Raw genomic sequence first — 22,995 nt, forward strand, 5'->3', positions numbered from 1 at the left:
TGGTCAAGCGTCCAGGTTTGGGGTGTGATCCCGAGGTGCCTCAATCACCCGTGCCCGAACACTCCTCCCGACCCGCTGCCGATCGCGCCGGAATGAGCCGGCGCGGACTCCTCCGCGGCTCCGCCATCGCGGCCGGCGCCGGCCTCGCCGTCTCCGTGACCGGAATGCCCGCCACCGCCACCGCCGCCGCGCCGGCCGTTGCCTTTGGGCACGGCATCGCGTCCGGCGACCCGCTCCCCGACCGCGTCATCATCTGGACTCGCGTCACGCCGTCCACCGACGCGCTTCCGGGGTCGGGTGTGGGCGAGCCGATGTCGCTGGACTGGCAGGTCGCGACCGATCCCGGCTTCACCTCCGTCGTGCGCAGCGGCACCGCCACCGCCACCGCCGAGTCCGACCACACCGCCAAGGTCGACGTCACCGGCCTCGAGCCCGCGACCGCCTACCACTACCGCTTCACCGCCCGCGGCGGCGCGGTCGGCGGCCAGGTCTCGCCCGTCGGACGCACCCTCACCGCGCCCGCCAACGATGCGGACCTGGCGCGGCTGCGGTTCGGCGTGGTGTCCTGCTCGAACTGGGAGGCCGGATTCTTCTCCGCCTACCGCCACCTCGCCCAGCGCGAGGACCTGGACGCGGTCCTGCACCTCGGTGACTACATCTACGAGTACGGCCGCGGCGAGTACGGGGGACGCAACGGTCCGGTCCGGCCCACCGACCCGGCGCACGAGATCGTCTCCCTCGCCGACTACCGGATCCGGCACGCCCAGCACAAGACCGACCCGGACCTGATGGCGCTGCACGCGCGGGTGCCGTTCATCGCGACCTGGGACGACCACGAGTCGGCCGACAACGCCTACAAGAGTGGCGCCGAGAACCACAACCCCGCCACCGAGGGCGACTGGGCCACCCGCAAGGCCAGTTCCGCGCGCGCCTACTTCGAGTGGATGCCCGTGCGGCCCACCGGGGCCGGCACCGAGGTGATGCTGTACCGGCGATTCCGGTTCGGTAACCTCGCCGAGATCTCCATGCTCGACCTGCGCACCTACCGCGACGTGCAGCCCACCGCCACCGCCGGACGCGAGGTGGACTCCCCCGACCGGACCATCACCGGCCGCGCGCAGATGGACTGGCTCACCAAGGGCATCGTGTCCTCGCCCACCCGGTGGAAGGTGGTCGGCAACCCTGTGATGATCGCACCCACCCTGGTCCCGCCGCTGGACCTCAAGACCACCAAGGCGCTCACCGATCTCATCGGAGTGCCCCAGGCGGGCATTCCCTACGGCACCGACTCGTGGGACGGCTACGCCGCCGACCGCCGCCGCCTGTACGACGCGATTGCCGCGGCGGGTGTCGACAACACGGTCTTCCTGACCGGCGACGTCCACACCTCCTGGGCCTGCGACCTTCCTCTCGACGCCGCGAACTACCCGGCGGGCCCCACGATCGGCACCGAGCTGGTGGTGCCGTCGGTGACCTCGCCGAACATGGACGACTCACTGGGGGTGCCGCCCCGCACCGCCAGCCTCGCAGTGGAGGAGGCATACAAGGCTGTCAACCGCCACATCCGGTACCTCGACTTCGACTCGCACGGATACGGCGTGTTCGAGATCGCCACCGCCGGTTCGCAAATGGACTGGTACTACATCAGCGATCCGATCGACCCCCGTGCGACCGTGCGCCATGGTGCGAGCTTCCGGGTCGCGGACGGCGCCCAGCGCGCGGTCCCGGTCGGCGCTCCGCTCGACCCCGCCTCCCACCGACCGGGCGCATGAGCGCCCGGCTGGCCCGGCGGCGAACATCGGGTGAACATCGCGCGCACAGCCCTGTTTTGAATTGAGCAGGCGTCCAGGTTCGGGGTCTGATTCCCAGGTGCCTGAATCATGCGTGCCCGAATGCTCCCCCCGACCCGACGCCGAACGCCCCGGACTGAGCCGGCGCGGACTGCTACGCGGCTCGGCCATCGCGGCCGGCGCCGGCCTCGCCGTCTCGGTGACCGGAAAGGCTGCGGCCGCAACCACGCCGGTCGTCGCGTTCGGGCACGGCGTCGCGTCCGGAGACCCGCTCCCCGACCGCGTGGTGATCTGGACCAGGGTCACGCCCGACGCCGCGGCGACACCGGGTTCCGGTGTCGGCGAGCAGGTTCCGGTGCGCTGGGAGATGGCCACGGACCCGGCCTTCGCCTCCGTGGTGCGCAGCGGCACCGCCACCGCCACCGCCGAGTCCGACCACACCGTCAAGGTGGACGTCACCGGCCTCGAGGCCGCGACCACCTACCACTTCCGCTTCACCACCCGCGGCGGCGCGGTCTCCGGCCAGGTCTCCCCCGTCGGGCGGACCCGCACCGCACCCGCGACCGACGCGGACCTGGACCGACTGCGGTTCGGCGTGGTGTCCTGCTCCAACTGGGAAGCCGGCTACTTCGCCGCCTACCGCCACCTGGCGCTGCGCGAGGACCTGGACGCCGTCATCCACCTCGGTGACTACATCTACGAGTACGGCCAGGGCGAGTACGGCGCCAGGAACGGATCCGTGCGCCTGCACGAGCCCGCACACGAGATCGTCTCCCTCGCCGACTACCGGATCCGGCACGCCCAGTACAAGACCGACCCGGACCTGGCGGCCCTGCACGCGCGCCTGCCGTTCATAGCGACCTGGGACGACCACGAGTCCGCGGACAACGCGTACAAGGCCGGTGCCGAGAACCACAACCCCGCGACCGAGGGCGACTGGGCCACCCGCAGGGCCAGTTCCGCGCAGGCCTACTTCGAGTGGATGCCCGTGCGGGTCAACGGGTCCGGCACCGAGGTGGCGCTGTACCGGCGATTCCGGTTCGGCAACCTCGCCGAGATCTCCATGCTCGACCTGCGCACCTACCGCGACGAGCAGGCGTCCCCCGGCGCGGGCTGGCGCAAGGTCGACGCCCCGGAGCGGACCATCACCGGCCGGGCCCAGATGGACTGGCTGACAAGCGGAATCGTGTCGTCGCCGACGCGGTGGAAGGTCGTCGGCAACCCGGTGATGATCGCACCCAGCCAGATCCCGCCCCTGGACACCAGGACCACCGCCGCGGTCACCGAGATGATCGGCGTGCCCGCCGCGGGCATTCCCTACGGCACCGACTCGTGGGACGGCTACACCGCCGACCGCCGGCGACTGTTCGACGCGATCGCCGGGCAGGGCGTCGACAACACGGTGTTCATCACCGGCGACATCCACTCCTCGTGGGCGTGCGACCTGCCGGTGGACGCGGCGAACTACCCGGCCGGACCGACGGTCGGCACCGAGTTCGTGGTGCCGTCGGTGACCTCACCGAACATGGACGACTCGCTGAACGTGCCGCCGCGCACGGCCAGCGTCGCGGTGGAGGAGGCCTTCAAGGCGGTCAACCGGCACATCCGGTACATCGACTTCGACTCGCACGGCTACGGGGTGTTCGAGGTGAACCGGGCCAACGCGCAGATGGACTGGTTCTACCTGTCCGACCCCACCGCCCCCCGCGCCGCCGCCACCCACGGCGCCAGCTTCCGGGTCGGGTCCGGCGAGCAGCGGACGCAGCCGGCGGCGCCTCTCGACCCGGCCGCCTACCGGCCGTAGGGCCGGCCGGGGCTCAGCCCCAGTGCCGGTCCATGGCGTCCGCCACGAGCCCGGCGTGGTCCGCCACGCCGGGCTCACCGGTCCGCCGGGCCGACACCTCGAGCGCACGCCAGCGCGCAATCAGCGCCTTGGACCGGGGCACGGACATGTGGTGTTCGCGCGCCGCGGCGATCCGGGCGTGGTCGTCGGGCAGGAACCAGTAGGTGGACAGCCAGGTCCACATCAGCTGCGCCTCGAGCAGTCCGGTCGCCAGCAGGTGGTCGTCGGCCAGCTGCGGCCACATCCCGACAACCTCGGCGCGCCAGGCGTCCACCATGGCTGCCGAACGTTCCTGGGTCAGCTCGATGCTGCACAGGCATCCCGGGAACGAGGTGAGCGCGTAGGAGAGGTCGAGGGTGGCGTCCCGGAAGCCGCCCCACTCGTAGTCCAGGAACTGCACGCCCTCGCCGTTGACGATGATGTTGTCCGGGCACAGGTCCGACGGGCTGAAGGCGCGGTAGCGGCCGCCGTTGAACAGCCGCACGGCGTGACCGGCACGGTTCGCCAACTCCGGCGGGACGGTGATGCCGAGCTCGCGCTCGATCAGACCGGGCACCTTGGGCATCGTCGCACCGACCTGCTCGGCGACACTGCTGTGGTACTTCTCCACCCCGGCCCGCCGCAGCAGCGCGGTGAAGTCCTCCTCACGGCCGACGGTGGCCGCGTGCATGCGTCCCATCGACTGGGCCATGGCCATCAGCGAGTTGGTCACCGAGGCCTCGTCGGCGCGTGCCAGCAGGCTCGCGATCGGGGTGGCGTCGCCGAGATCGGCGAGGACCAGCAGGCGGGCCGAGAGGTCGTAGGCGATAAGTTCGGGACCGGGCCGCGATTCCGTCGCGAGGGCGTTCGCGAACTGGTACGAGACCGCCTCGCGGAGGAACGCGGTGTCGACCAGCTCGCCGTCTGCGGGGCCGGCGGCCGGCGTGCCCGGTCCGTACACCGCGACGCTGCGGGCATGGGATGCGGCGGAGAGTTCCCGCACCTGCTTGATCACCAGGGTGCGGGGCAGCGAGAACGGATTCTCGGCGCACCGGACCCGCAGCACGATCGTGCGGCCACTGCCACCGAGGTCGACGGGGTCGACGAGGGTGACGGGCGCTCCGGTGCGTCGTTCGAGCAGCGCCTCGGCTGCTGTCACAACCTCAGAAACTGGGTCGGCCAATAATGCGGTCATCGCGATCCAACCTACCCGCCCTCGGCCCGATTCGGGCCGTCTAGTTCAACGCTCCGCCCACCCGCGGAGCCACATACCGGCGCGACCAGCAAAAACAGACCGGGCCGTACGATTAATCTCAAACAGGTTACGCCAGCGGGCCATCCGGCACAGACCCGGCCCGGCGGATCACCACACCCCGGTCGGGTCGCGCGCCCCGCCGATGCCGCAGCGACTGTCGCCGACGCGGGTGCAACGCCAGCACCAGCACCCCGGCGGAGACGATGCCGATCATGTTCACCGCGAGCTGGCATGCCGACAGCAACGCGACGTGCCACTGCCCCACCGTCGCGGCCACCACGGCGAATCCGGCTGCGGGCACCGTGGTCACCGAGATGAACACCCCGACCAGCGCCGCCGACTTGGAACTGACCAGCGCCAGCATCCCCGCCGAGCCCGCCAGCAGGGCCACGACCAGCGAGAACGGGCCCACCTGGTAGATGAAGTCCACCTGATGGATCCGGTCGAAGGTCTCGAGGCTCAACCAACCGGCCGCCTCCGCCGCGAGCGCCCCGACCGCGGTGACCAGCATGGCCACCGGGAAGCCGACCACCAGCGCCGCCAGCGAACGCCGGGCAAGCCGGCGTTCGCGCCGCACGATCGCGACGGCCAGCGCCGCCAGCGGGCCGAACTCGGGACCGACCACCATCGCGCCGACGATCGTCACCGGCGAGTCGGTGACCACCCCGATTGCCGCCAGCAGGCAGGCGATGGTGAGGAAGGCGAGGAAGGTCGCGTTGAGCGTCGACTCCTCCCGGGTGCGCCCGAGCAGTTCCTCCCAGACGACCGTGTCGTCGGGGTCCCCCGGCGCCAGCCGCCGCGCCTGCCTGGCGGCGTCGGAGATCACGGTGTCGAGCGGCTCGAGCGTGATGGCGCCGGTGTGCTCGAGCCCCATCGACTCGAGCGCGTCGACCACCTCGTCGGTGCACTCGCGCGCCAGGTCGGCCTGGACGGCGTCGCCCTCCGGAGAGAGCGCGCCGCCGCGCGTGAGCACGATGTGGGTTGCCCCCGGCTGCGCCCGCAGCATGGCCAGTACGTCCTCGGTTCGCGAGACCGGACTGATCACGCGCAGGTGCAGCACGGGGTCACCCGGCCGATCAGGCCTGCTCGGCCTTGCCGTCCTTCGGCTCCTTGGTCTCCTTGGACTCCGGCTTGGCGTCGATGCCCGACTCCTTGCGCTGCTGCGGCGTGATCGCCGAGGGCGCGTCGGTGAGCGGGTCGACGCCGCCGCCGGACTTCGGGAACGCGATGACCTCGCGGATCGAGTCCATGCCCGCGAGCAGGGCGGTGATCCGGTCCCAGCCGAACGCGATGCCGCCGTGCGGGGGCGCACCGTAGGCGAAGGCGTCGAGCAGGAAGCCGAACTTGTCCTCGGCCTCCTCGTGCGAGATGCCCATCACCTTGAAGACGCGTTCCTGAATGTCCTTGCGGTGGATACGGATCGAGCCGCCGCCGATCTCGTTGCCGTTGCAGACGATGTCGTAGGCGTACGCCAGTGCGGTGCCCGGCTCGGTGTCGAAGGTGTCGATCGACTCCGGCTTCGGCGAGGTGAACGCGTGGTGCACCGCGGTCCAGGCGCTGTAGCCCAGGGCCACGTCGCCGCTGGCGGTGGCGTCGGCGGTCGGCTCGAACAGCGGCGCGTCGACCACCCACAGGAACGCCCACGCGTTGGGGTCGATCAGGTCCTGCTTGCGGGCGATCTCGCCGCGCGCGGCACCGAGCAGCGCGCGCGAGGACTTGGTCGCGCCCGCGGCGAAGAAGATGCAGTCGCCGGGCTTCGCGCCGACGTGCGCGGCCAGGCCGTCACGCTCGGCGTCGGTGAGGTTCTTCGCGACCGGCCCGCCGAGGGTGCCGTCCTCGCCGACGAGGACGTACGCCAGGCCCTTGGAGCCGCGCTGCTTGGCCCACTCCTGCCACGCGTCGAGCTGCTTGCGCGGCTGGCTCGCGCCGCCGGGCATCACGACGGCGCCGACGTACTCGGCCTGGAACACCCGGAAGGTGGTCTCGGAGAAGAACTCCGCACACTCGACCAGCTCGATGTCGAACCGCAGGTCCGGCTTGTCGGAGCCGTAGCGACGCATCGCCTCGGCGTACGTCATCCGCGCGATCGGGGTGGTGATCTCGTGTCCGATCAGCTTCCAGACGTTCGTCAAGATCTCCTCGGCCAGCAGGATGACGTCGTCCTGGTTGACGAAGCTCATCTCGATGTCGAGCTGGGTGAACTCCGGCTGCCGGTCGGCGCGGAAGTCCTCGTCCCGGTAGCAGCGGGCGATCTGGTAGTACCGCTCGATGCCGCCGACCATCAGCAGCTGCTTGAACAGCTGCGGGCTCTGCGGCAGGGCGTAGAAGCTGCCGGGCTGCAGGCGCGCGGGCACCAGGAAGTCGCGGGCACCCTCGGGGGTGGAGCGGGTCAGGGTCGGGGTCTCGACCTCGACGAACTCGTGGTGCGCGAGCACCTGACGGGCCGCGGCGTTGACCTTCGAGCGCAGCCGGATCGCGTGGCCGGGACCCTCACGGCGCAGATCCAGGTAGCGGTACTTGAGGCGAGCTTCCTCGCCGGCGTTGTCGTCGAGCTGGAACGGCAGCGGGGCGCTCTCGTTGAGCACCTCGAGCTCGACCGCGTTGACCTCGATGGCGCCGGTCGGGATCTCGAAGTTCTGGTTGCCCTCGGGGCGGACCTCGACGGTGCCGGTGACCTTGACGCAGTACTCGGCGCGCAGCTTGTGCGCCTGCTCGAGCACGTCCTCACTGCGGAAGACCACCTGTGAGACGCCGGAAGCGTCGCGCAGGTCGATGAAGATCACCCCGCCGTGATCGCGCCGCCGGGCCACCCATCCGGTGAGGGTGACGGTCTGGTCGGCCTGCTCTGCTCGCAACGAGCCGGCGAGATGGGTGCGCAGCACGGGGTTCCTTTCACACACTTTCAACAGCGTTCTGTCGTCAGTGATCCTACGGAGAAGCAACACGGAAGACATAACGCACCAGAGGAATCACCCGGAGCCTTTCGCGTGCGAAGCTGTCCCCGGCGATCACAGACCCCGACAGAAAGCGGTGACCATGACCTTCAACGAGGGCGCTCAGATCACTCCGGGACGGGTCTCCGTCGGTGGCAGCGGCGGCGGTGGCCGCGGCGGCAAGGTCGCGCTCGGCGGCGGCCTCGGCGGCATCCTCGTACTCGTGCTTGCCCTGCTGTTCGGCGGCGACCCGGGGACTGCGCTGGGCAACCTCACCGGAGCCCAGGACGACGCCCAGCTGGGGACGGGTTCGCTGAGCCAGGTCGCAAACTGCAAGACCGGCGTGGACGCCAACCGCGACGTGAACTGCCGGGTTGCCCTCACCGCCGAGAGCCTCGACGCGGTGTGGGCGCAGGAGCTCGGCAAGCAGACCGGCACCCCGTACGTCATGCCCGGCGTCATGCTCTTCTCCGGCTCGGTGAACACCGGCTGCGGCAACGCGACCAGCGACGTCGGCCCGTTCTACTGCCCCGCGGACTCCACCGCCTACTTCGACACCAGCTTCTTCCAGTTGCTCGTCGACCAGTTCGGCTCCAGCGCCGGACCTCTCGCGCAGGAGTACGTCGTCGCGCACGAGATCGGCCACCACATCCAGAACCAGCTCGGCGACATCGGCCGCGCGCAGGCCGATCCGAAGGGCGCGCAGTCCGGCGCGGTCCGGACGGAGCTGCAGGCCGACTGCTATGCGGGCGTCTGGGCGCACTACGCGGACACCCTGCCCGCGCCCGGCAGCAGCGAGCCGTTCCTGAAGCCGCTGACCGAGACCGACATCCGGGACGCCCTGTCGGCCGCGTCGTCGGTGGGCGACGACCGCATCCAGCGGGCGTCGAGCGGACGCGTCAACCCCGAGGGCTGGACGCACGGTTCCTCGGATCAACGGCAGAAGTGGTTCCTCACCGGCTACAAGACCGGCAAGGTCAGCGCCTGCAACACCTACGCCGCACGGGATCTGGACAACCCGCCCGCGCTGACCCGGTAGTCGCAACCGACGAGGTCGGCTACTCGGCCAGGGGTGGCTCGTCCGGGGGTTCCGGCGGCGTCGCGGTACCTTCCGGCGGCGCCGCGGAGTCTCCCTGACCCTCGTGCACGAGGTCGTAGCGATGGCCGTAGGTCTCCACGATCGCCTGGATGACCGCGACCACCGGCACGGACACCAGCGCGCCGACCGCACCGAACAGCGACGCCCCGACGATCACCGAACCGAAGGCGACCGCCGGGTGGATCGAGACGGTCCTGGAGGTGATCCGCGGGTGCAGCACGTAGTTCTCGACCTGCTGGTAGGCGGTGCCGAACACCACCACCCACAGTCCGTCCACGGGCTGCGCCGCCGCGGCGATGATCGCGGGCAACGCGATCGCCAGGTAGGTGCCCAGCGTCGGGATGAACTGCGAGACCACGCCGGTCCAGATCGCCAGCGGCAGCCAGTACGGCACCCCTATCGCCATCAGGAAGATTCCGGTCACGACGGTGCTCACCGCGGCCAGGATCAACCTCGACACGACGTACCCGCCGGCCTTCTCGACCGAGATGCCCCACACCGTCGAGATGATCTGCTGCTGCCGGGCCGGGAACCAGCTCGAGATCGTCCGACGCATGGCCGGCCCCTCGGCGGACATGTAGAAGACGAACAGCAGCAGGGTCATCGCCTGGAACACGACGCCCAGCAGCGACGAGAGCACTCCCAGCACCCCGGGCGTGAACCGTTCCGCGAGGTCGCGGACCGTGTCCGGAGTGATCTTGATCAGGTCCTTCCCGGTCGCGAACTCGGTGCCGAAGGTCCGGTTGGCCCATTCGGTCACCCGCGAGAGCGCGTCCGGCAGCGCGGTCAGCAGCTGGGCGAGCTGGTCGACGAGCAGCGTGCCGAACACCCCCACGAACCCCACCACGAACAGGAAGAGGGCGAGGAGCACCAGGCCTGTGCCGGCGCCGCGACGCAGTCCGCGGCGTTCGAGCCAGTCCACGATCGGTTCGATGGTGACGCTGAACAGCCAGGCCAGGAACAGCAGTCCGAGGAAGCCACGCAGATTGTGGAACAGCCATCCGGACATCTGGTACGCCGCGATGGCGAGCAGCACGTAGAGGATCGCGATCCGCAACCATCGAGTGTTGGCGCGCCGGTCCACGTCGGCGGCCGGTGTCGGAACGTTCTGCCCGGTCGACTCGCTCATCGCACACTCCGTAGTCGGGTGGCTCCTCCCGTACCGCCGGAATCTACTCGCCGGGTGCGGGGAACACAGCTCGAAACCGGGGCAGCTCGGGCACCGGCCGACTCAGAACAGGGTCAGCGCGGCCGGCGCCCCGGCACCGACGAGCTCGCGCGCCGGCTGCGGCGACGCCGCCTGCCGGTGACCGTCGCGCCCGCCGAGGCCGTACTTCTCCACCAGCGGCGCCACCCGGCCGCGCAGCCACTGCTTGTACTCCGGGGTCACGTAGGCGCCGCGGCCGTAGAGCTGCCGGTACCTGCGCACCAGCGCCGGATGCTCCTGTGCGAGCCAGTTGAGGAACCAGCCGCGGGTGCTGCCGCGCAGGTGCATCGGGAAGACCGTCACCCCACTCGCGCCTGCCTCCGCCAGCGCGCCGAACAGCCCGTCCAGGTGCCGGGTGGAGTCGGTGAGGAACGGGATCACCGGCGCGACCATCACATTGCAGTCGAAGCCCGCGTCGGTGATCGCCCGGATCAGCTCCAGCCGGGCCCGCGGGGACGGGGTGCCCGGCTCGATGGACGCCTGCAGGTCCGGGTCGTGGATGGCCAGCGACACCGCGACGGAGACCGGCACCTGGCGCGCGGCCATGGTGAGCAGCGGCAGGTCCCGGCGCAGCAGGGTGCCCTTGGTCAGGATCGAGAACGGCGTGCGGGACTCCGTCAACGCGCCGATGATGCCCGGCATCAGCCGGTAGCGGCCCTCGGCCCGCTGGTACGGGTCGGTGTTGGTGCCCAGCGCCACCGGTTCGCCCTTCCAGGACCGGCGGGCCAGCTCGCGGCGCAGCACGGCCGCGATGTTCGTCTTCACCACCACCTGGCTGTCGAAGTCCGCGCCGGCGTCGAGGTCCAGGTACTCGTGGGTGGGCCTGGCAAAGCAGTACCGGCAGGCGTGGGTGCAGCCGCGAAAGGGGTTGACCGTGAACCGGAACGGCAGGGCCGAGCCCTCCGGCACCTTGTTCAGCGCCGACTTGCACAGCACCTCGTGGAAGGTGATCCCCTCGAACTCGGGGGTCTGTACGCTCCGCACCAGTCCCGCGCGCGCCAGCCCGGGAAGGGCCCCGTCGTCGTCCGACGACTGCCCGACGTCGAGAGCCTGCCCCTGCCATCGCATGGCTACAGTCGAACACTCGTTCTAGGTCAAGTCAACCCCTCGCGCCGTCGCCCTGCCCGCGGGCCCGCCGCTGGCTAGGCTTCGCCGATGAGCCCCCGCCGGTCCGCCGCGCGAACGGCCGGGACTCGTCTCGCAGCCGTCGCCGCACTGTCCCTGCTCTGCTCGACCGCACTCGCCCCGGTCGCCGGGGCGACACCGGTCCCCGACACCGCCTGCGGCACCGCGCTTTCCGACGCCGAGATGGCCACGGTCGCCGCGCTCTCCGACACCGGCACCGTCACCGCCGCCGATCCCATGGCGCGCCTCGAGGACTTCGCGTCCCGGCAGCAGCGAATCGCCGAGATCCTCGTCGCGCATCGCGACCGGCGGGGACTGTTCGGCATCGGACTCGACGCCGTCGTCCAGGCCGCGGTCATGCCGCTGCAGCGCAACCCCGCCGCGTTCGCGACGCCGACGTGGGCGCACGCGGTCAGCACGGACCTGCTGCGTCGCTACCTGGTCAACGTGCATGCGGAGTTCACCGGCGGCCCGGTCGATCCCGCCTGGCAGCGCTACTTCGCGCTCGCCTACGACTGCACGCAGTCCCCCGGCCGGGTGGCCATGGTCGGCTACAACACCCACCTGACGATCGACCTCGCGCGCGCGGTCGCTGCGACCGGCACGGCGCAGCCGAACGTGCCCGACTTCTACAAGATCGTCGACTCGATCGCCACCGACGGCGACGCGATCGTCACCAGGACGAAGGCGGTCTACGGTGCGGACCTGGGACCGCTGTGGCGCTTCTACTTCCTCGGCGAGGGCCTGGACCGGCTCGCGGGCGAGGGTGTCGCGTCCGAACTGCTGCTGCGCGCCGCCGACAGCGGCTACAACACCCTCACCCTCGCCACCGGCCTCGCCCTGCAGAACCCGCAGACCGCCCCGGCCGCGGCGGCGGAGATGGACGCCCTGTGGACCGCCGCGGACGGCGCCGTCGAAGTCCTCGCCCGCCTCGGCGGACTCTGAGACAATCGGGGCATGACTTCGGCGGTCGACCCGAAGATCCCGCACACGAGCACCGACGTCCTGGTGGTCGGTGCGGGACCTGTCGGTCTGACGGTGGCTCTCGAACTCCGGCGACACGGCGTGGACGTGATGGTCGTCGACCGACTGGCGGAGCGGGCACCGTTCGCCAAGGCGGTGGGCATCCAGCCCCGCACCCTGGAACTGTGGGACTCGATGGGCGTCGTCCGCCCCGCGCTCGACGCCGGCATCACCATGCGAGGCCAGCTGGTCTACGTCAACGGCACGCAGACCGCCCAGCTGGAACTCTCGCTGCCCGAGCAGGTGCCGTACCGCTTCCTGGCGCTGCCGCAGTACGAGACCGAAAGGGTGCTCGCCGAGGCGCTGACCGAGCGCGGCGGCCGGGTGCAACGCGGCGTCGAGTTCGCCGGGTTCACCCAGGACCACGACCACGTCGTCGCGACCGTCCACGGCCCGAGTGGCGTTTCGACCGTCGTGTGCCGGTACCTGGTCGGCTGCGACGGCGCGCACAGCCTGGTCCGCAAGGGACTCGGCGTCGGGTTCGAGGGCGACGCCTTTCCCGAGGAGTACATGCTCGCCGACGTCGAACTCGACTGGACCATGCCCGTCGGGTTCGGGGTCCGCGCGATGCACCAGCGCGACGGCGTCACCGACGACCTGCTGGTGTGCATCCCGCTGCCGGGCGAGCGCCGCTACCGGGTCTCGATGCTGGTGCCCGACGAACTCGCCACCGCGCCACCGGGATCCGGGGAGGTCGCACACGGGCTCGAGGGCGGACGGCGGCCGGAGCTGCGGCACGTGCAGGCGGTGCTGGACCGGCTGGCGCCGCAGCCGACCACCGCCTCGCGGTTGCGGTGGTCGTCGGTGTTCCGGATCAGTCACCGACTGGCGTCCTGCTACGGGGTGGGTCGGGTGTTCCTCGCCSGGGACGCCGCGCACATCCACCCGCCCACCGGCGCGCAGGGCATGAACACGGGCATCCAGGACGGCTGCAACCTCGCCTGGAAGCTCGCGTTGGCCGTGCGCGGGCAGGCCGCGGACGGACTGCTCGACAGCTACGACGCCGAACGCCGCCCGGTCGGCGAGGAGGTGGTGGGGCGCACCGTGCGGCAGGCCCGCCACGGCATCGGCGCGGACGAAACCGATCCCGCCGTCGTGATCGCCCGCGAGGCCCAGCTGCTGGTCGGCTACCCGGACAGCCCGCTCGTCGGCGCGGACCCGGCCGACGCCGCCCCCACGTCCGGACCCGCCCCCGGTCAACGGGCCCCCGACGCCACCGGCCTGACCCAGGACTGCGCCGCCGTTCCGACCCGGGTGCACGCACTGCTGCGCCACCCCGGCCACACCCTGCTGCTGTGGGCAGCCGACAGTGCGGACTGGACGACGCAACGGGCGCTGGCCGCGGCCGTCGAGCAGCAGTTCGGGTCCGCGGTGCGCACCTACGTCCTGGTCGACCCCGCCGCCGACGTCCCGGACGCCTCGGGCATCACCCTCCGCGACTCCGCGGGACACTTCGCCGCCGGGTACGGCGCCTCCGGCCGATCCGGATTCCTGGTCCGCCCGGACGGTTACCTCGGCCACCGAGCGAACGAGATCACCCTCGCCGGCCTCGCCGGAAACCTGGCCCGCACCCTGCGCTGACCCGGAACGGCCGTCGTCGGCCGGGGCGCGGCGGCGTCTCACCCGGTACGGGTGATGCGCCCGCCTGCGCACCCGAGCAGCGTCGTAGGCGCCACATCCCTGGTGCCCGGAGCACTGCATCTGCATCTGCATCTGCACGGGCATCGCATCCGAACGCACACGCGAGGAGCGAACGATGGCGGACACCAAACCCAACATCCTGGTGATCTGGGGCGACGACATCGGAATCACCAATCTCAGCTGCTACAGCGACGGGCTGATGGGTTACCGGACACCGAACATCGACCGCCTCGCCGACGAGGGCATGAAGTTCACCGACTCGTACGGCGAGCAGAGCTGCACGGCCGGACGCGCCTCGTTCATCACCGGTCAGAGCGTGTACCGCACCGGGATGAGCAAGGTGGGAATCCCGGGGGTCGACGTCGGACTGTCGGGCGAGGACCCCACCATCGCCGAACTGCTCAAGCCGCTCGGATACGCCACCGGACAGTTCGGGAAGAACCACCTCGGCGACCTCAACAAGTACCTGCCGACCGTGCACGGTTTCGACGAGTTCTTCGGCAACCTCTACCACCTCAACGCCGAGGAAGAACCCGAGCTGCCCGACTATCCCAGCGCACAGGACTACCCCAAACTGCACGAGGTGATGATGCCGCGCGGCGTCCTGCACTGCTGGGCCACCGAGGAGGACGCCGGCGAGGTCGATCAGCGTTACGGGCCGGTCGGGAAGCAACGCATCGAGGACACCGGGCCGCTGAGCAAGAAGCGGATGGAGACCATCGACGACGAGACGGTGTCCGCGGCAATCGACTTCATCACGCGGCAGAAGGAGGCGGAGACACCCTTCTTCGTGTGGATGAACACCACGCACATGCATCTGCGGACCCACACCAAACCGGAGAGCCTGGGCCAGGCCGGGCACTGGCAGTCGCCGTACCACGACACCATGATCGATCACGACAAGCACGTCGGCCGGCTGCTCGACGCGGTCGACGAGCTCGGTCTCGCCGAGGACACCATCGTCATCTACAGCACCGACAACGGCCCCCACGCCAACACCTGGCCGGACGGCGCGACCACCCCGTTCCGCAGCGAGAAGGACACGAACTGGGAGGGCGCCTTCCGCGTCCCCGAGGTGATCCGCTGGCCGGGCAGGATCCCCGCCGGGGTGGTGTCCAACGAGATCGTCCAGCACCACGACTGGCTGCCCACCTTCCTCGCCGCCGCGGGCGAGCCCGAGATCGTCGAGCAACTGAAGACCGGGCACACCGTCGGCGACAAGACATTCAAGGCGCACATCGACGGCTACAACCTGCTCCCGTACCTCACCGGTGAGGTCGAGACGTCCCCGCGGCGGGGACTGATCTACTTCTCCGACGACTGCGACGTGCTGGGCATTCGCTTCGACAACTGGAAGATCGTGTTCATGGAGCAGCGGGCGCAGGGCACCCTCGGGCTGTGGGCGGAGCCGTTCACGGCCCTGCGGGTGCCGAAGGTGTTCAACCTGCGCACCGATCCGTTCGAGCGGGCCGACATCACCTCGAACACCTACTGGGACTGGTTCCTCGACCACGACTACATCGCCATCTACGGCACGTTCATCACCAGTCAGTTCCTCGAGACGTTCAAGGAGTTTCCCCCGCGGCAGGAGCCGGCCAGCTTCACCATCGACCACGCGGTGGCCAAGCTGCACGCCTTCCTGGCGAAGGACTGACGCGGTGGGTAACGACCTGGGCTCCTGGGCGGACGGACCGACCCGATCCGCGATCGTCGACTTCGTCGAACGGGTCACCGCCGCGGGCGGACCGGACTTCGTCGAACCCGCGGACCGGGTGGCCGTCTTCGACAACGACGGCACCCTCTGGTGCGAGAAGCCGATGCCCGTCCAGCTCGACTTCACCGTCCGGCGTTTCGCCGAGATGGCCGCGGCCGATCCCGCCCTCCAGCAGAAGCAACCCTGGAAGGCGGCCCACGAGCACGACCTCCACTGGCTCGGCGCGGCGATGGTCAAGCACTACCGGGGCGACGACGACGACCTGAAACTGCTGATGGGCGCGGTCACCGAGGCGTTCGATTCCGTCACGGTCGAGAACTACGACGCTCGGGTCCGGGCCTTCTTCGACGGCGCGGACCACCCCACGCTCGGCCGCCCCTACCGCGGCTGCGGATACGCGCCGATGGTCGAGTTGTTGYGCTACCTCGAGGCGAACGGCTTCGCGAACTACATCGCCTCCGGCGGCGACCGCGACTTCATGAGACCGGTCGCCGGYCGGCTCTACGGGGTGCCGCCGGAACGCATCATCGGCAGCGCCCTCGGCCTCTCGTACCGCGAGGGTGCGGACGCGACGGACCTGCTCTACAAGGCCGCGATGGACTTCTTCGACGACGGACCGGAGAAGCCGATCCGGATCTGGAGCCGGATCGGGCGGCGGCCGATCCTGTCGGTCGGCAACTCCAACGGCGACCTGCCGATGCTCGCGTTCTCCGGGCAGCCAGACCGCCCCGCCCTGCGGATGCTGATCCTGCACGACGACGCCGACCGCGAATTCGACTACGTCGCAGGCGCCGAGGAGGCCCTCGATCACGCACGGGAGAGGGACTGGACCGTGGTAAGCATGAAGCACGACTGGACCAACGTCTTCTCGTCGGCCGTCACCTGATCAGGGGAAGAAGGGAAGGCTTCGTTGGAAACGCAGACCGTCTCCGAGGTCCGGCACATCCCGTCCCAGACCTTCACCATGGGCTCGGATCGGCACTACCGGGAAGAAGGCCCGTCGCATCGGGTGGCGGTCGACGCGTTCGCCATCGAGACCCACCAGGTCACCACCGAGCAGTTCGCCCGATTCGTCCGGGACACCGGGTATCTCACGGTCGCCGAACGCCCGCTCGACCCCGCCGACTTTCCCGGGGCGCCCGCGGAGAACCTGCAACCGGGGTCGATGGTGTTCACCCCGACGCCGGGCCCGGTCGACCTCCGTCACCTCAGCCAGTGGTGGACCTGGACCGTCGGCGCGTCCTGGCGCCGCCCCACCGGTCCGGCGTCCACCACGGCCGGCCGCGAGCGGCATCCCGTCGTCCATGTCGCCCACGAGGATGCGGCGGCCTACGCCCGGTGGGCCGGCCGGTCACTGCCCACCGAGGCGCAGTGGGAGGCCGCCGCCCGGGGCGGCCTCGACCACACCGACTTCACCTGGGGCGACGCCCCCGAGCCCGAATCAGCTGCGCTGGCGAACTATTGGCACGGGGACTTTCCGTGGCGGGCCGAGCCGGGCTACGGCGCCACGACCGTCGTCGGCAGCTTCGCGTCGAACGGGTACGGCCTGTACGACATGGCGGGCAACGTGTGGGAGTGGACCGCGGACTGGTACTCGGACCGGCACCCCGACACCGCGGAGTCGTGCTGCGCGCCGAGAAACCCCCGCGGGCCCGACATGTCGCAGAGCTTCGACAGCCGCCAGCCCCAGTTCCAGGTGCCCCGCAAGGTGATCAAGGGTGGCTCGTTCCTGTGCGCCGACAGCTACTGCCGGCGGTACCGTCCCGCGGCGCGTCGGCCGCAGATGGTCGACACCGGCATGAGCCACATCGGGTTCCGCTGCGTCGCCGCCGTTCCCGGTTCATAGCAGAACCACCACGGCGACGAGCGCCAGCAGGGTGACGATGGTCGTCGTGGCGATCGCGGCGAAGGTGGCGGGTGCGAATTGCCCTGACTCGAGCTGCCGGTCGACGGCCCGGTACCGGAGGGTGCCGTAGGCGGACACCAGGAGTCCCGCGCCCATCAGGATGAGCCCGGCCGCGACGGCGTGGCCGCCGCGGTCCGGCGCAAATTTCGCCACCGCGACACCGAGAGCGGCGACGCTGATGCCGGTGCGATGCCATGCGAGGTAGGTTCGCTCGTTCGCGAGGTGGTCGCGAGCCGTGCTTCCGGCATTCGGGCGGGTGGGGCCGAAGATGTCCGGCCGGCGAACTCGTCGACCACGATGCTCGCCTCGTCGAGTCACCCCTCAACAATGGCAGGCGCGCGGTCACCCGTCGAGTGTCGCGACCGGCCCCGGACCGTCGGGCCCGTCGACGATCGCCTGCACCAGTGCCCCGTATCGCTCGATCAGCTCCTCGCGGGCGATGACCTCGGGGCCGAGCAGCCCCATCGTCCGCGTCCCGCCCGCCAGTCCCAGCAGTGCGGCGAGCACCAGGTGTGAGCGCACCTGGGCGTCGGACCGGTCGCCGATGCGCTCGGCGATGGCGGCGACGTAGCGGCGCTCGTAGTCTGCCCGCGCCGCATCCTGGTCCTCGGACTCGTGGATCAGCAGCAGCACGGTCGCCAGGGGGTCGGGCGCGTCGCTGTCGCGTCGCTCGACCAGACGGCGAACGAGCCCGTACCCCACCGGTTCCCGGGCGCCCTCCCCCGCGTCGAGGGTCGGCTCGGACGGGTCCGCGGCGGCCAGCAGCGCGGCCTTGCTGCCCATCAGTTTCATCACCATCGCGGGCGAGCACCCGGCCCGGGCGGCGATGTCCTTGATCGTGGTCGCGGTGTAGCCGCGCCGGCCGAACAGTTCCCGGGCTGCGGCCACCACCGCGTCCCGGGTCGTCGCTCCGCTCACGGGGCTCGCACCGCCTCCAGGTCCTCGGCCAGGTCGACGTCGATTGTCGCCGACTGCGCCAGCACGAAGATCTGGCGGGTGCTGGTGCACCGACTGCCCGGCTCGAGCGCGGTGAACAGGTAGCGGCCGGTGGGTGGCAGCGCCAACTCGTACCGGCCGTCGTCGTTGCAACGCGTGGACGCGACGAACTCCCCGGTGGTCTTGGCCAGGGTCACCACGGCCGCCGTCGCGGGCAGCCCGCCCGCGCTCACCCGTCCGCACAACCGGAGCCGCTCCGCGAGCACCACGCTCTGGCGGGTGCGAGATTCGTCGAACTCGAGCACCTGCGACCGGGGCGCCCACCCGTCGGCGCTGGCGACCACCAGATACGGACCCGGCGCGGGCAGCACCACCGAGAACTCACCCGTGTTGTCGGCGCGACTCCAGTCGACCGGCTCGCCGCTCGTGCGGAACACCGACACGACCGCGTGCCGAATGGGCTGCAGGTCGGCATGGAGGACGGATCCGGTGACGACCAGTTCCTCGGGTGCACCAACAGCATCGGCCGTAATCGGGGCGACAACCGGCGCCGGCTGCTGCCGTGGGATGAAGGCGGCGACGAGCGCGGACGCGACACCGGCGACGGCGGCCATCGCGAAGATGACCTTGAACGCGCCGAGCGCGGGGAACACCTGTCCGGCCACCTCCACGGTGACGGCGGTGAGGACCGCGGAGATGACGGCGCTCGAGATCGAGGTGCCCACCGAGCGCAGCAGCGCGTTGAGGCCGTTCGCGGACGCGGTCTCGGTGATCGGCACCGACCCCATGATCAGCATCGGCATCGACGCGTAGGCGATGGCGGTGCCGGTGGTCACCAGCATGGCGCCGGCGACGATCAGCGGAACCGAACCGGTGAGGAAGATGCGCAGTGTGTACGCGACGGCGAGCACCAGGCCACCGAGGACCAGCGTGCGCTTCGCGCCAACCCTGCCGATCAGCCGGCCCGCGACGGGCGAGACGGCGACCATCATCAGTCCGGCGGGCATCATGCACAGTCCGGCGACCATCGCCGTCATCCCGTGTCCGTACCCGGTGACGGTGCTGACCTCGAGCTGTTGCGTCGTCGACAGCATGTTGGCGTACATGGAGATTCCGACCAGCAGCGCGCTGATGTTGGTCAGCAGCACCGGCCGGCGTGCGGAGGTGCGCAGGTCCACCATCGGCTGGTTGACGCGCAGCTCGTAGGGGAACCACGCGGCGAAGGCGACCAGCGAGACCACCAACGCCAGGATCGTCGGCTCACTGGCCCAGCCCCAGGCGCCGCCCTTGGAAATGCCCAGCAGCAGCGCGGTCAACGCCACGGACAGCAGCACCGCGCCGCCGTAGTCGAAGCGACCGGGGGTGCGCACCGGCGACTCGGGCACGACGACGAGCACCGCGATCAGCAGCGCCACGCCCGACGCCGCGGACAGCCAGAAGATCGACTGCCAGCCGAAGTGCTCGTACGCCAGCCCGGACAGCGGCAGCCCGAACGCGGATCCGATGCCGAGGGTCGCACTCATCATCGCCGTGGCACCGGCGACCTTCGACTTGGGCAGCTCGTCGCGCAGGATGCCGATGCCCACCGGCACCAGCGCCGACGCGAATCCCTGCAGGCCGCGGCCGACGAGCATCGCCGGGAACGTGGCACCCACCGCGGCGATCACCGACCCCAGCACCATCGTCAGCAGCGAGACGACCATCATCCGGCGCTTGCCGAACATGTCCGCCAGCCGCGAGACGATCGGTGTCGCCACCGCCGCGGTCAGCAGCGTCGCGGTGACCAGCCAGGACGCGCTGGCGTAGTCGATGCCGAGGATCCCGGGAAAGTCCGCGAGCAACGGGATGATCAGGGTCTGCTGCAGCGCGACGACGGTGCCGGACATGCACAGCACGGTGACCAGCACGGTGCTCGACGTCCGGCCCGTCGCCTGTTTCGAATGGGTCGACACGGGGTACTCCAGGGGCCAGCGGTGAATGGGCGTTCACCGCCGAGTGAACAGGCATTCACCCCTCCCGCGCAAGCCGGACATTTCGCCCCGTACCGTCAGGCCGCCACCTCGCCGGGGGCGCTCGACGGCGGGGTGCGGGCGAACTCCCCTGCCGCCGACCAGGCCTCGCGCTCCGCGCCGAACGCCGCGGCCTGGTCGGCCCGGAACCCGGCGATCGACTCGGCGTTCTCGGCAACGAACCGCTCGTGCTCGGCGAGCGAGAAGGTGCCATCGGTGATCTGGACCCCGCCGGGCCCGCCCGCCGCGGTCTCGGCGCGCAGTTCGAGCAACTCGTCGGGTTCGACCGGGTACCAGGAGATCCGGTCGAAGAAGCGCAGCAGCCAGGGCGTGCCGTCCTCGAACGGCCCCGACCGCTCCGGGTGCCGGTGGTTCCACACCTGGGTGGTGCGACCGACGAACTGGTAGCCACCGGGCCCCTCCATCCCGTAGACGCACAGGTAGGCCCCGCCGATCCCGACCGCGTTCTCGGGCGTCCAGGTGCGCGCCGGGTTGTACTTGGTGGTCACCAGGCGGTGCCGCGGGTCGAGCGGCGTGGCCACCGGCGCGCCCAGGTAGACGTCGCCGAGGCCGAGCACCAGGTACTGCGCGCCGAACACGGTGTCGAACACGTCGGCCACCGAGTCCAATCCGTTCATCCGCCTGATGAACTCGATGTTCCAGGGGCACCACGGGGCGTCCGCGCGCACGCCGTTCATGTACCGCTTGATGGCCTCGCGGGTGGACGGGTCGTCCCAGGACAGCGGCATCCGGACCTCCCTGCTGGGCACCACCAGCTCCGACAGGTCCGGCAGCTGGTCCTCTGCCTCGGCCAGCAGGCCCATCAGTTTGGGCACCGGCAGCACGTCGGGGTCGACGCGCACCTGCAGGGACCGGATCCCGGGTGTCAGGTCGAGCAGGCCGGCGGGCTTCTCGGCGTCGAGCCGTTGGTGCAGGGCGTGTGCCCGCGCCCGCAGCGCCAGGTCGAGGGTCATGTCGCCGTACTCGACGAGCACGTTGTCGTCGCCGGAGCGGCGGTAGGTGACGGCGGTGGCGCCGTCGCGGCGGGCGATCACCCCGTCGTCGCCGTCGCCGCCCGCCCCGAACACGGCGGGCAGGCTGGCCCGCCGGCCCAGTCCCAGTTGGCGTTTCGAGGCGGCGCGCTCCGCGCGGATCGGCACGAAGCGGACCGTGTCGCCGGGGCTGAGCTGGCCGAGCTTCCAGCGTTCGGCCGAGACCACGGTGACCGGGCAGACGAATCCGCCGACGCTCGGGCCGTCGGGGCCCAGCAGGATCGGGGTGTCCCCGGTGAAGTCGAGGGCGCCGACGGAGTAGGCGTTGTCGTGGATGTTGGACGGGTGCAGGCCGGCCTCGCCGCCGTCGCCGCGGGCCCAGTCCGGCTGCGGCCCGACCAGTCGGACGCCGGTGCGGTCGGAGTTGAAGTGCACCTGGTAGTCGGTCCGGTACAGGGTGTCGATGTCCTTGCGGGTGAAGAACTCCGGCGCCCCGTGCGGGCCCTCGGTGACGGCGATCTCCCAGCGTCCGCCGATGACCGGGCGGTGTTCCATCGGAACCGGTTGCGCGGCGCCGGGGTTCGCACTCCCCTCGCCGCAGCGCAGCACGTCACCCTCGCTCAGGGTCCGTCCCTCGTGGCCGCCGAACCTGCCGAGCGTGAACGTCGCACCGCTGCCGAGGTAGTCGGGCACGGTGAGGCCGCCGCGCACCAGCACGTAGATCCGCAGGCCGGGCCCGGACGCCGCGCCCACGTCCAGGACCCCGCCCGCCGGCACCTCCACCGGCGCCCACGACCGCACCGGCCGTCCGTCGACCCGGACGCTCGCGGGGGCGCCGGTGACGCAGACGGTGGTGGCCTCGTCGAATCGCAGGGCGGGGCCGGCCATCGCGGACTCGAGTCCGGCGGCGCCCTCGTCGTTGCCGAGCGCGACGTTGCCGAGCCGGAACGACAGGTCGTCCATCGGACCCGACGGCGGCACCCCGATCTGCCAGTAGCCGACGCGGCCGGGCCAGTCCTGGACGGTGGTGAGCATGCCCGGACGCTGGACAGTGACGGTGTTGCAGCGGCCGTCTCCGCCGGCGGGGCTCATCACGACACCTCCGGCCGGGTGACGATCATCCGCACCTCGGTGGGGTCGAATCCGTTGCAGGGGTTGTTGACCTGCGGGCAGTTCGACACCAGGACCAGGGTGTCGACCTCCGCCCGCACCGCCAGTCGCTTGCCGGGCGCGGACAGCCCGTCCACGATGCCGAGGGTGCCGTCCGCGTCCACCGGCACGTTCATGAAGAAGTTGATGTTGGAGACCAGGTCCCGCTTGCCCAGGCCCCACTTGGCGCCCTCGATCAGGAAGTTCTCCACGCAGGCGTGCTGGTGCCGGGTGTGGTGCCCGTACCGCAGCGTGTTCGACTCCTGCGAGCAGGCACCGCCCACGGTGTCGTGGCTGCCCACCTCGTCCGCGACCAGAGTCATCAGGGCGGTGCCGTCGTCGGACCGCAGCACGCTGCCGGTGGTGAGGAACAGGTTGCGCTGCGCCGCAACCG

General features: G+C 70.7%; 18 protein-coding genes. 8 read left to right on the plus strand and 10 right to left on the minus strand.

Annotation, left to right across the window (positions count from 1 at the left end):
* Positions 1-92: 92 nt before the first annotated feature.
* Together AC1DU4_RS09980 and AC1DU4_RS09985 are read left to right on the plus strand one after the other, a co-directional pair.
* On the plus strand, positions 93-1,772 hold the full coding sequence (locus AC1DU4_RS09980; RefSeq protein WP_477839392.1) for an alkaline phosphatase D family protein: 1,680 nt from the start codon (positions 93-95) through the stop codon (positions 1,770-1,772).
* 112 nt (positions 1,773-1,884) lie between these two features.
* Positions 1,885-3,594, plus strand: a complete 1,710-nt coding sequence (locus AC1DU4_RS09985) for an alkaline phosphatase D family protein (RefSeq protein WP_477839394.1) — start codon at positions 1,885-1,887, stop codon at positions 3,592-3,594.
* Positions 3,595-3,607: 13 nt separating this feature from the next.
* Here the strand turns inward: AC1DU4_RS09985 and AC1DU4_RS09990 are convergent, their stop codons facing one another.
* From AC1DU4_RS09990 to aspS, 3 genes are all read right to left on the minus strand, one after another.
* Positions 3,608-4,807, minus strand: a complete 1,200-nt coding sequence (locus AC1DU4_RS09990) for a kinase (RefSeq protein WP_477839396.1) — start codon at positions 4,805-4,807, stop codon at positions 3,608-3,610.
* 127 nt (positions 4,808-4,934) lie between these two features.
* Complete coding sequence (locus tag AC1DU4_RS09995) at positions 4,935-5,927, minus strand: DUF389 domain-containing protein (protein ID WP_477839397.1); 993 nt, start codon at positions 5,925-5,927, stop codon at positions 4,935-4,937.
* Between the two features lie 16 nt (positions 5,928-5,943).
* Positions 5,944-7,749, minus strand: a complete 1,806-nt coding sequence (gene aspS, locus AC1DU4_RS10000) for an aspartate--tRNA ligase (RefSeq protein ID WP_477839398.1) — start codon at positions 7,747-7,749, stop codon at positions 5,944-5,946.
* A 154-nt stretch (positions 7,750-7,903) separates the two neighbouring features.
* Between aspS and ypfJ the strand changes: the two genes are divergently transcribed.
* The gene (gene ypfJ / locus AC1DU4_RS10005) at positions 7,904-8,839 is read left to right on the plus strand and encodes a KPN_02809 family neutral zinc metallopeptidase (RefSeq protein WP_477839399.1); all 936 of its coding nucleotides are present in this window, start codon (positions 7,904-7,906) and stop codon (positions 8,837-8,839) included.
* A gap of 19 nt (positions 8,840-8,858) precedes the next feature.
* On the opposite strand, the gene AC1DU4_RS10010 is transcribed toward ypfJ, so the two are convergent.
* Together AC1DU4_RS10010 and AC1DU4_RS10015 are read right to left on the minus strand one after the other, a co-directional pair.
* On the minus strand, positions 8,859-10,028 hold the full coding sequence (locus tag AC1DU4_RS10010; protein ID WP_477839401.1) for an AI-2E family transporter: 1,170 nt from the start codon (positions 10,026-10,028) through the stop codon (positions 8,859-8,861).
* A gap of 102 nt (positions 10,029-10,130) precedes the next feature.
* A complete protein-coding gene (locus tag AC1DU4_RS10015; protein ID WP_477839402.1) occupies positions 10,131-11,174 on the minus strand; it encodes an Rv2578c family radical SAM protein in 1,044 nt (347 codons plus the stop codon).
* Positions 11,175-11,261: 87 nt separating this feature from the next.
* Between AC1DU4_RS10015 and AC1DU4_RS10020 the strand changes: the two genes are divergently transcribed.
* From AC1DU4_RS10020 to AC1DU4_RS10040, 5 genes are all read left to right on the plus strand, one after another.
* Positions 11,262-12,176, plus strand: coding sequence for a DUF5995 family protein (locus tag AC1DU4_RS10020; protein ID WP_477839403.1), 915 nt, complete (start codon positions 11,262-11,264; stop codon positions 12,174-12,176).
* Positions 12,177-12,188: 12 nt separating this feature from the next.
* Positions 12,189-13,835 carry an FAD-dependent monooxygenase gene (locus AC1DU4_RS10025; RefSeq protein WP_477839404.1) on the plus strand — a complete coding sequence of 549 codons (1,647 nt, stop codon included), beginning with the start codon at positions 12,189-12,191 and terminating at the stop codon, positions 13,833-13,835.
* A gap of 175 nt (positions 13,836-14,010) precedes the next feature.
* Positions 14,011-15,549: an arylsulfatase gene (locus AC1DU4_RS10030; RefSeq protein WP_477839406.1), complete on the plus strand. Its 1,539-nt coding sequence runs from the start codon at positions 14,011-14,013 to the stop codon at positions 15,547-15,549.
* A gap of 4 nt (positions 15,550-15,553) precedes the next feature.
* Positions 15,554-16,495, plus strand: a complete 942-nt coding sequence (locus tag AC1DU4_RS10035) for an HAD family hydrolase (protein WP_477839409.1) — start codon at positions 15,554-15,556, stop codon at positions 16,493-16,495.
* 24 nt (positions 16,496-16,519) lie between these two features.
* Positions 16,520-17,455 carry a formylglycine-generating enzyme family protein gene (locus AC1DU4_RS10040; protein WP_477839411.1) on the plus strand — a complete coding sequence of 312 codons (936 nt, stop codon included), beginning with the start codon at positions 16,520-16,522 and terminating at the stop codon, positions 17,453-17,455.
* Here AC1DU4_RS10040 and AC1DU4_RS10045 read toward each other — a convergent pair.
* The 5 genes from AC1DU4_RS10045 to AC1DU4_RS10065 all read right to left on the minus strand — a co-directional run.
* The gene (locus AC1DU4_RS10045; RefSeq protein WP_477839413.1) at positions 17,450-17,833 is read right to left on the minus strand and encodes a YidH family protein; all 384 of its coding nucleotides are present in this window, start codon (positions 17,831-17,833) and stop codon (positions 17,450-17,452) included. The two genes, AC1DU4_RS10040 and AC1DU4_RS10045, sit on opposite strands and share 6 nt — an antisense overlap.
* 24 nt (positions 17,834-17,857) lie before the next feature.
* Positions 17,858-18,433 carry a TetR/AcrR family transcriptional regulator gene (locus AC1DU4_RS10050; RefSeq protein WP_477839415.1) on the minus strand — a complete coding sequence of 192 codons (576 nt, stop codon included), beginning with the start codon at positions 18,431-18,433 and terminating at the stop codon, positions 17,858-17,860.
* Entirely contained in the window at positions 18,430-20,403 is a 1,974-nt protein-coding gene (locus tag AC1DU4_RS10055) for an MFS transporter (RefSeq protein WP_477839417.1), read from the minus strand. Before AC1DU4_RS10055 ends, AC1DU4_RS10050 begins: the two co-directional genes overlap by 4 nt.
* 95 nt (positions 20,404-20,498) lie before the next feature.
* The gene (locus AC1DU4_RS10060) at positions 20,499-22,544 is read right to left on the minus strand and encodes a 5-oxoprolinase/urea amidolyase family protein (protein ID WP_477839419.1); all 2,046 of its coding nucleotides are present in this window, start codon (positions 22,542-22,544) and stop codon (positions 20,499-20,501) included.
* Positions 22,544-22,995: DUF1989 domain-containing protein (locus AC1DU4_RS10065; protein ID WP_477839421.1), on the minus strand; the 452-nt coding region annotated here is incomplete at its 5' end. The genes AC1DU4_RS10065 and AC1DU4_RS10060, both read right to left, overlap by 1 nt.

The sequence above is a fragment of the Rhodococcus sp. P4_F5 genome (assembly GCF_056401315.1).

Excerpts from the sequence above, each read along its gene's own strand:
- AC1DU4_RS09980 (WP_477839392.1), top strand. The coding sequence starts at position 93 with ATGAGCCGGCGCGGACTCCTCCGCGGCTCCGCCATCGCGGCCGGCGCC.
- AC1DU4_RS09990 (WP_477839396.1), bottom strand. The coding sequence starts at position 4,807 with ATGACCGCATTATTGGCCGACCCAGTTTCTGAGGTTGTGACAGCAGCC.
- ypfJ (WP_477839399.1), top strand. The coding sequence starts at position 7,904 with ATGACCTTCAACGAGGGCGCTCAGATCACTCCGGGACGGGTCTCCGTC.
- AC1DU4_RS10010 (WP_477839401.1), bottom strand. The coding sequence starts at position 10,028 with ATGAGCGAGTCGACCGGGCAGAACGTTCCGACACCGGCCGCCGACGTG.
- AC1DU4_RS10015 (WP_477839402.1), bottom strand. The coding sequence starts at position 11,174 with ATGCGATGGCAGGGGCAGGCTCTCGACGTCGGGCAGTCGTCGGACGAC.
- AC1DU4_RS10020 (WP_477839403.1), top strand. The coding sequence starts at position 11,262 with ATGAGCCCCCGCCGGTCCGCCGCGCGAACGGCCGGGACTCGTCTCGCA.
- AC1DU4_RS10030 (WP_477839406.1), top strand. The coding sequence starts at position 14,011 with ATGGCGGACACCAAACCCAACATCCTGGTGATCTGGGGCGACGACATC.
- AC1DU4_RS10060 (WP_477839419.1), bottom strand. The coding sequence starts at position 22,544 with ATGAGCCCCGCCGGCGGAGACGGCCGCTGCAACACCGTCACTGTCCAG.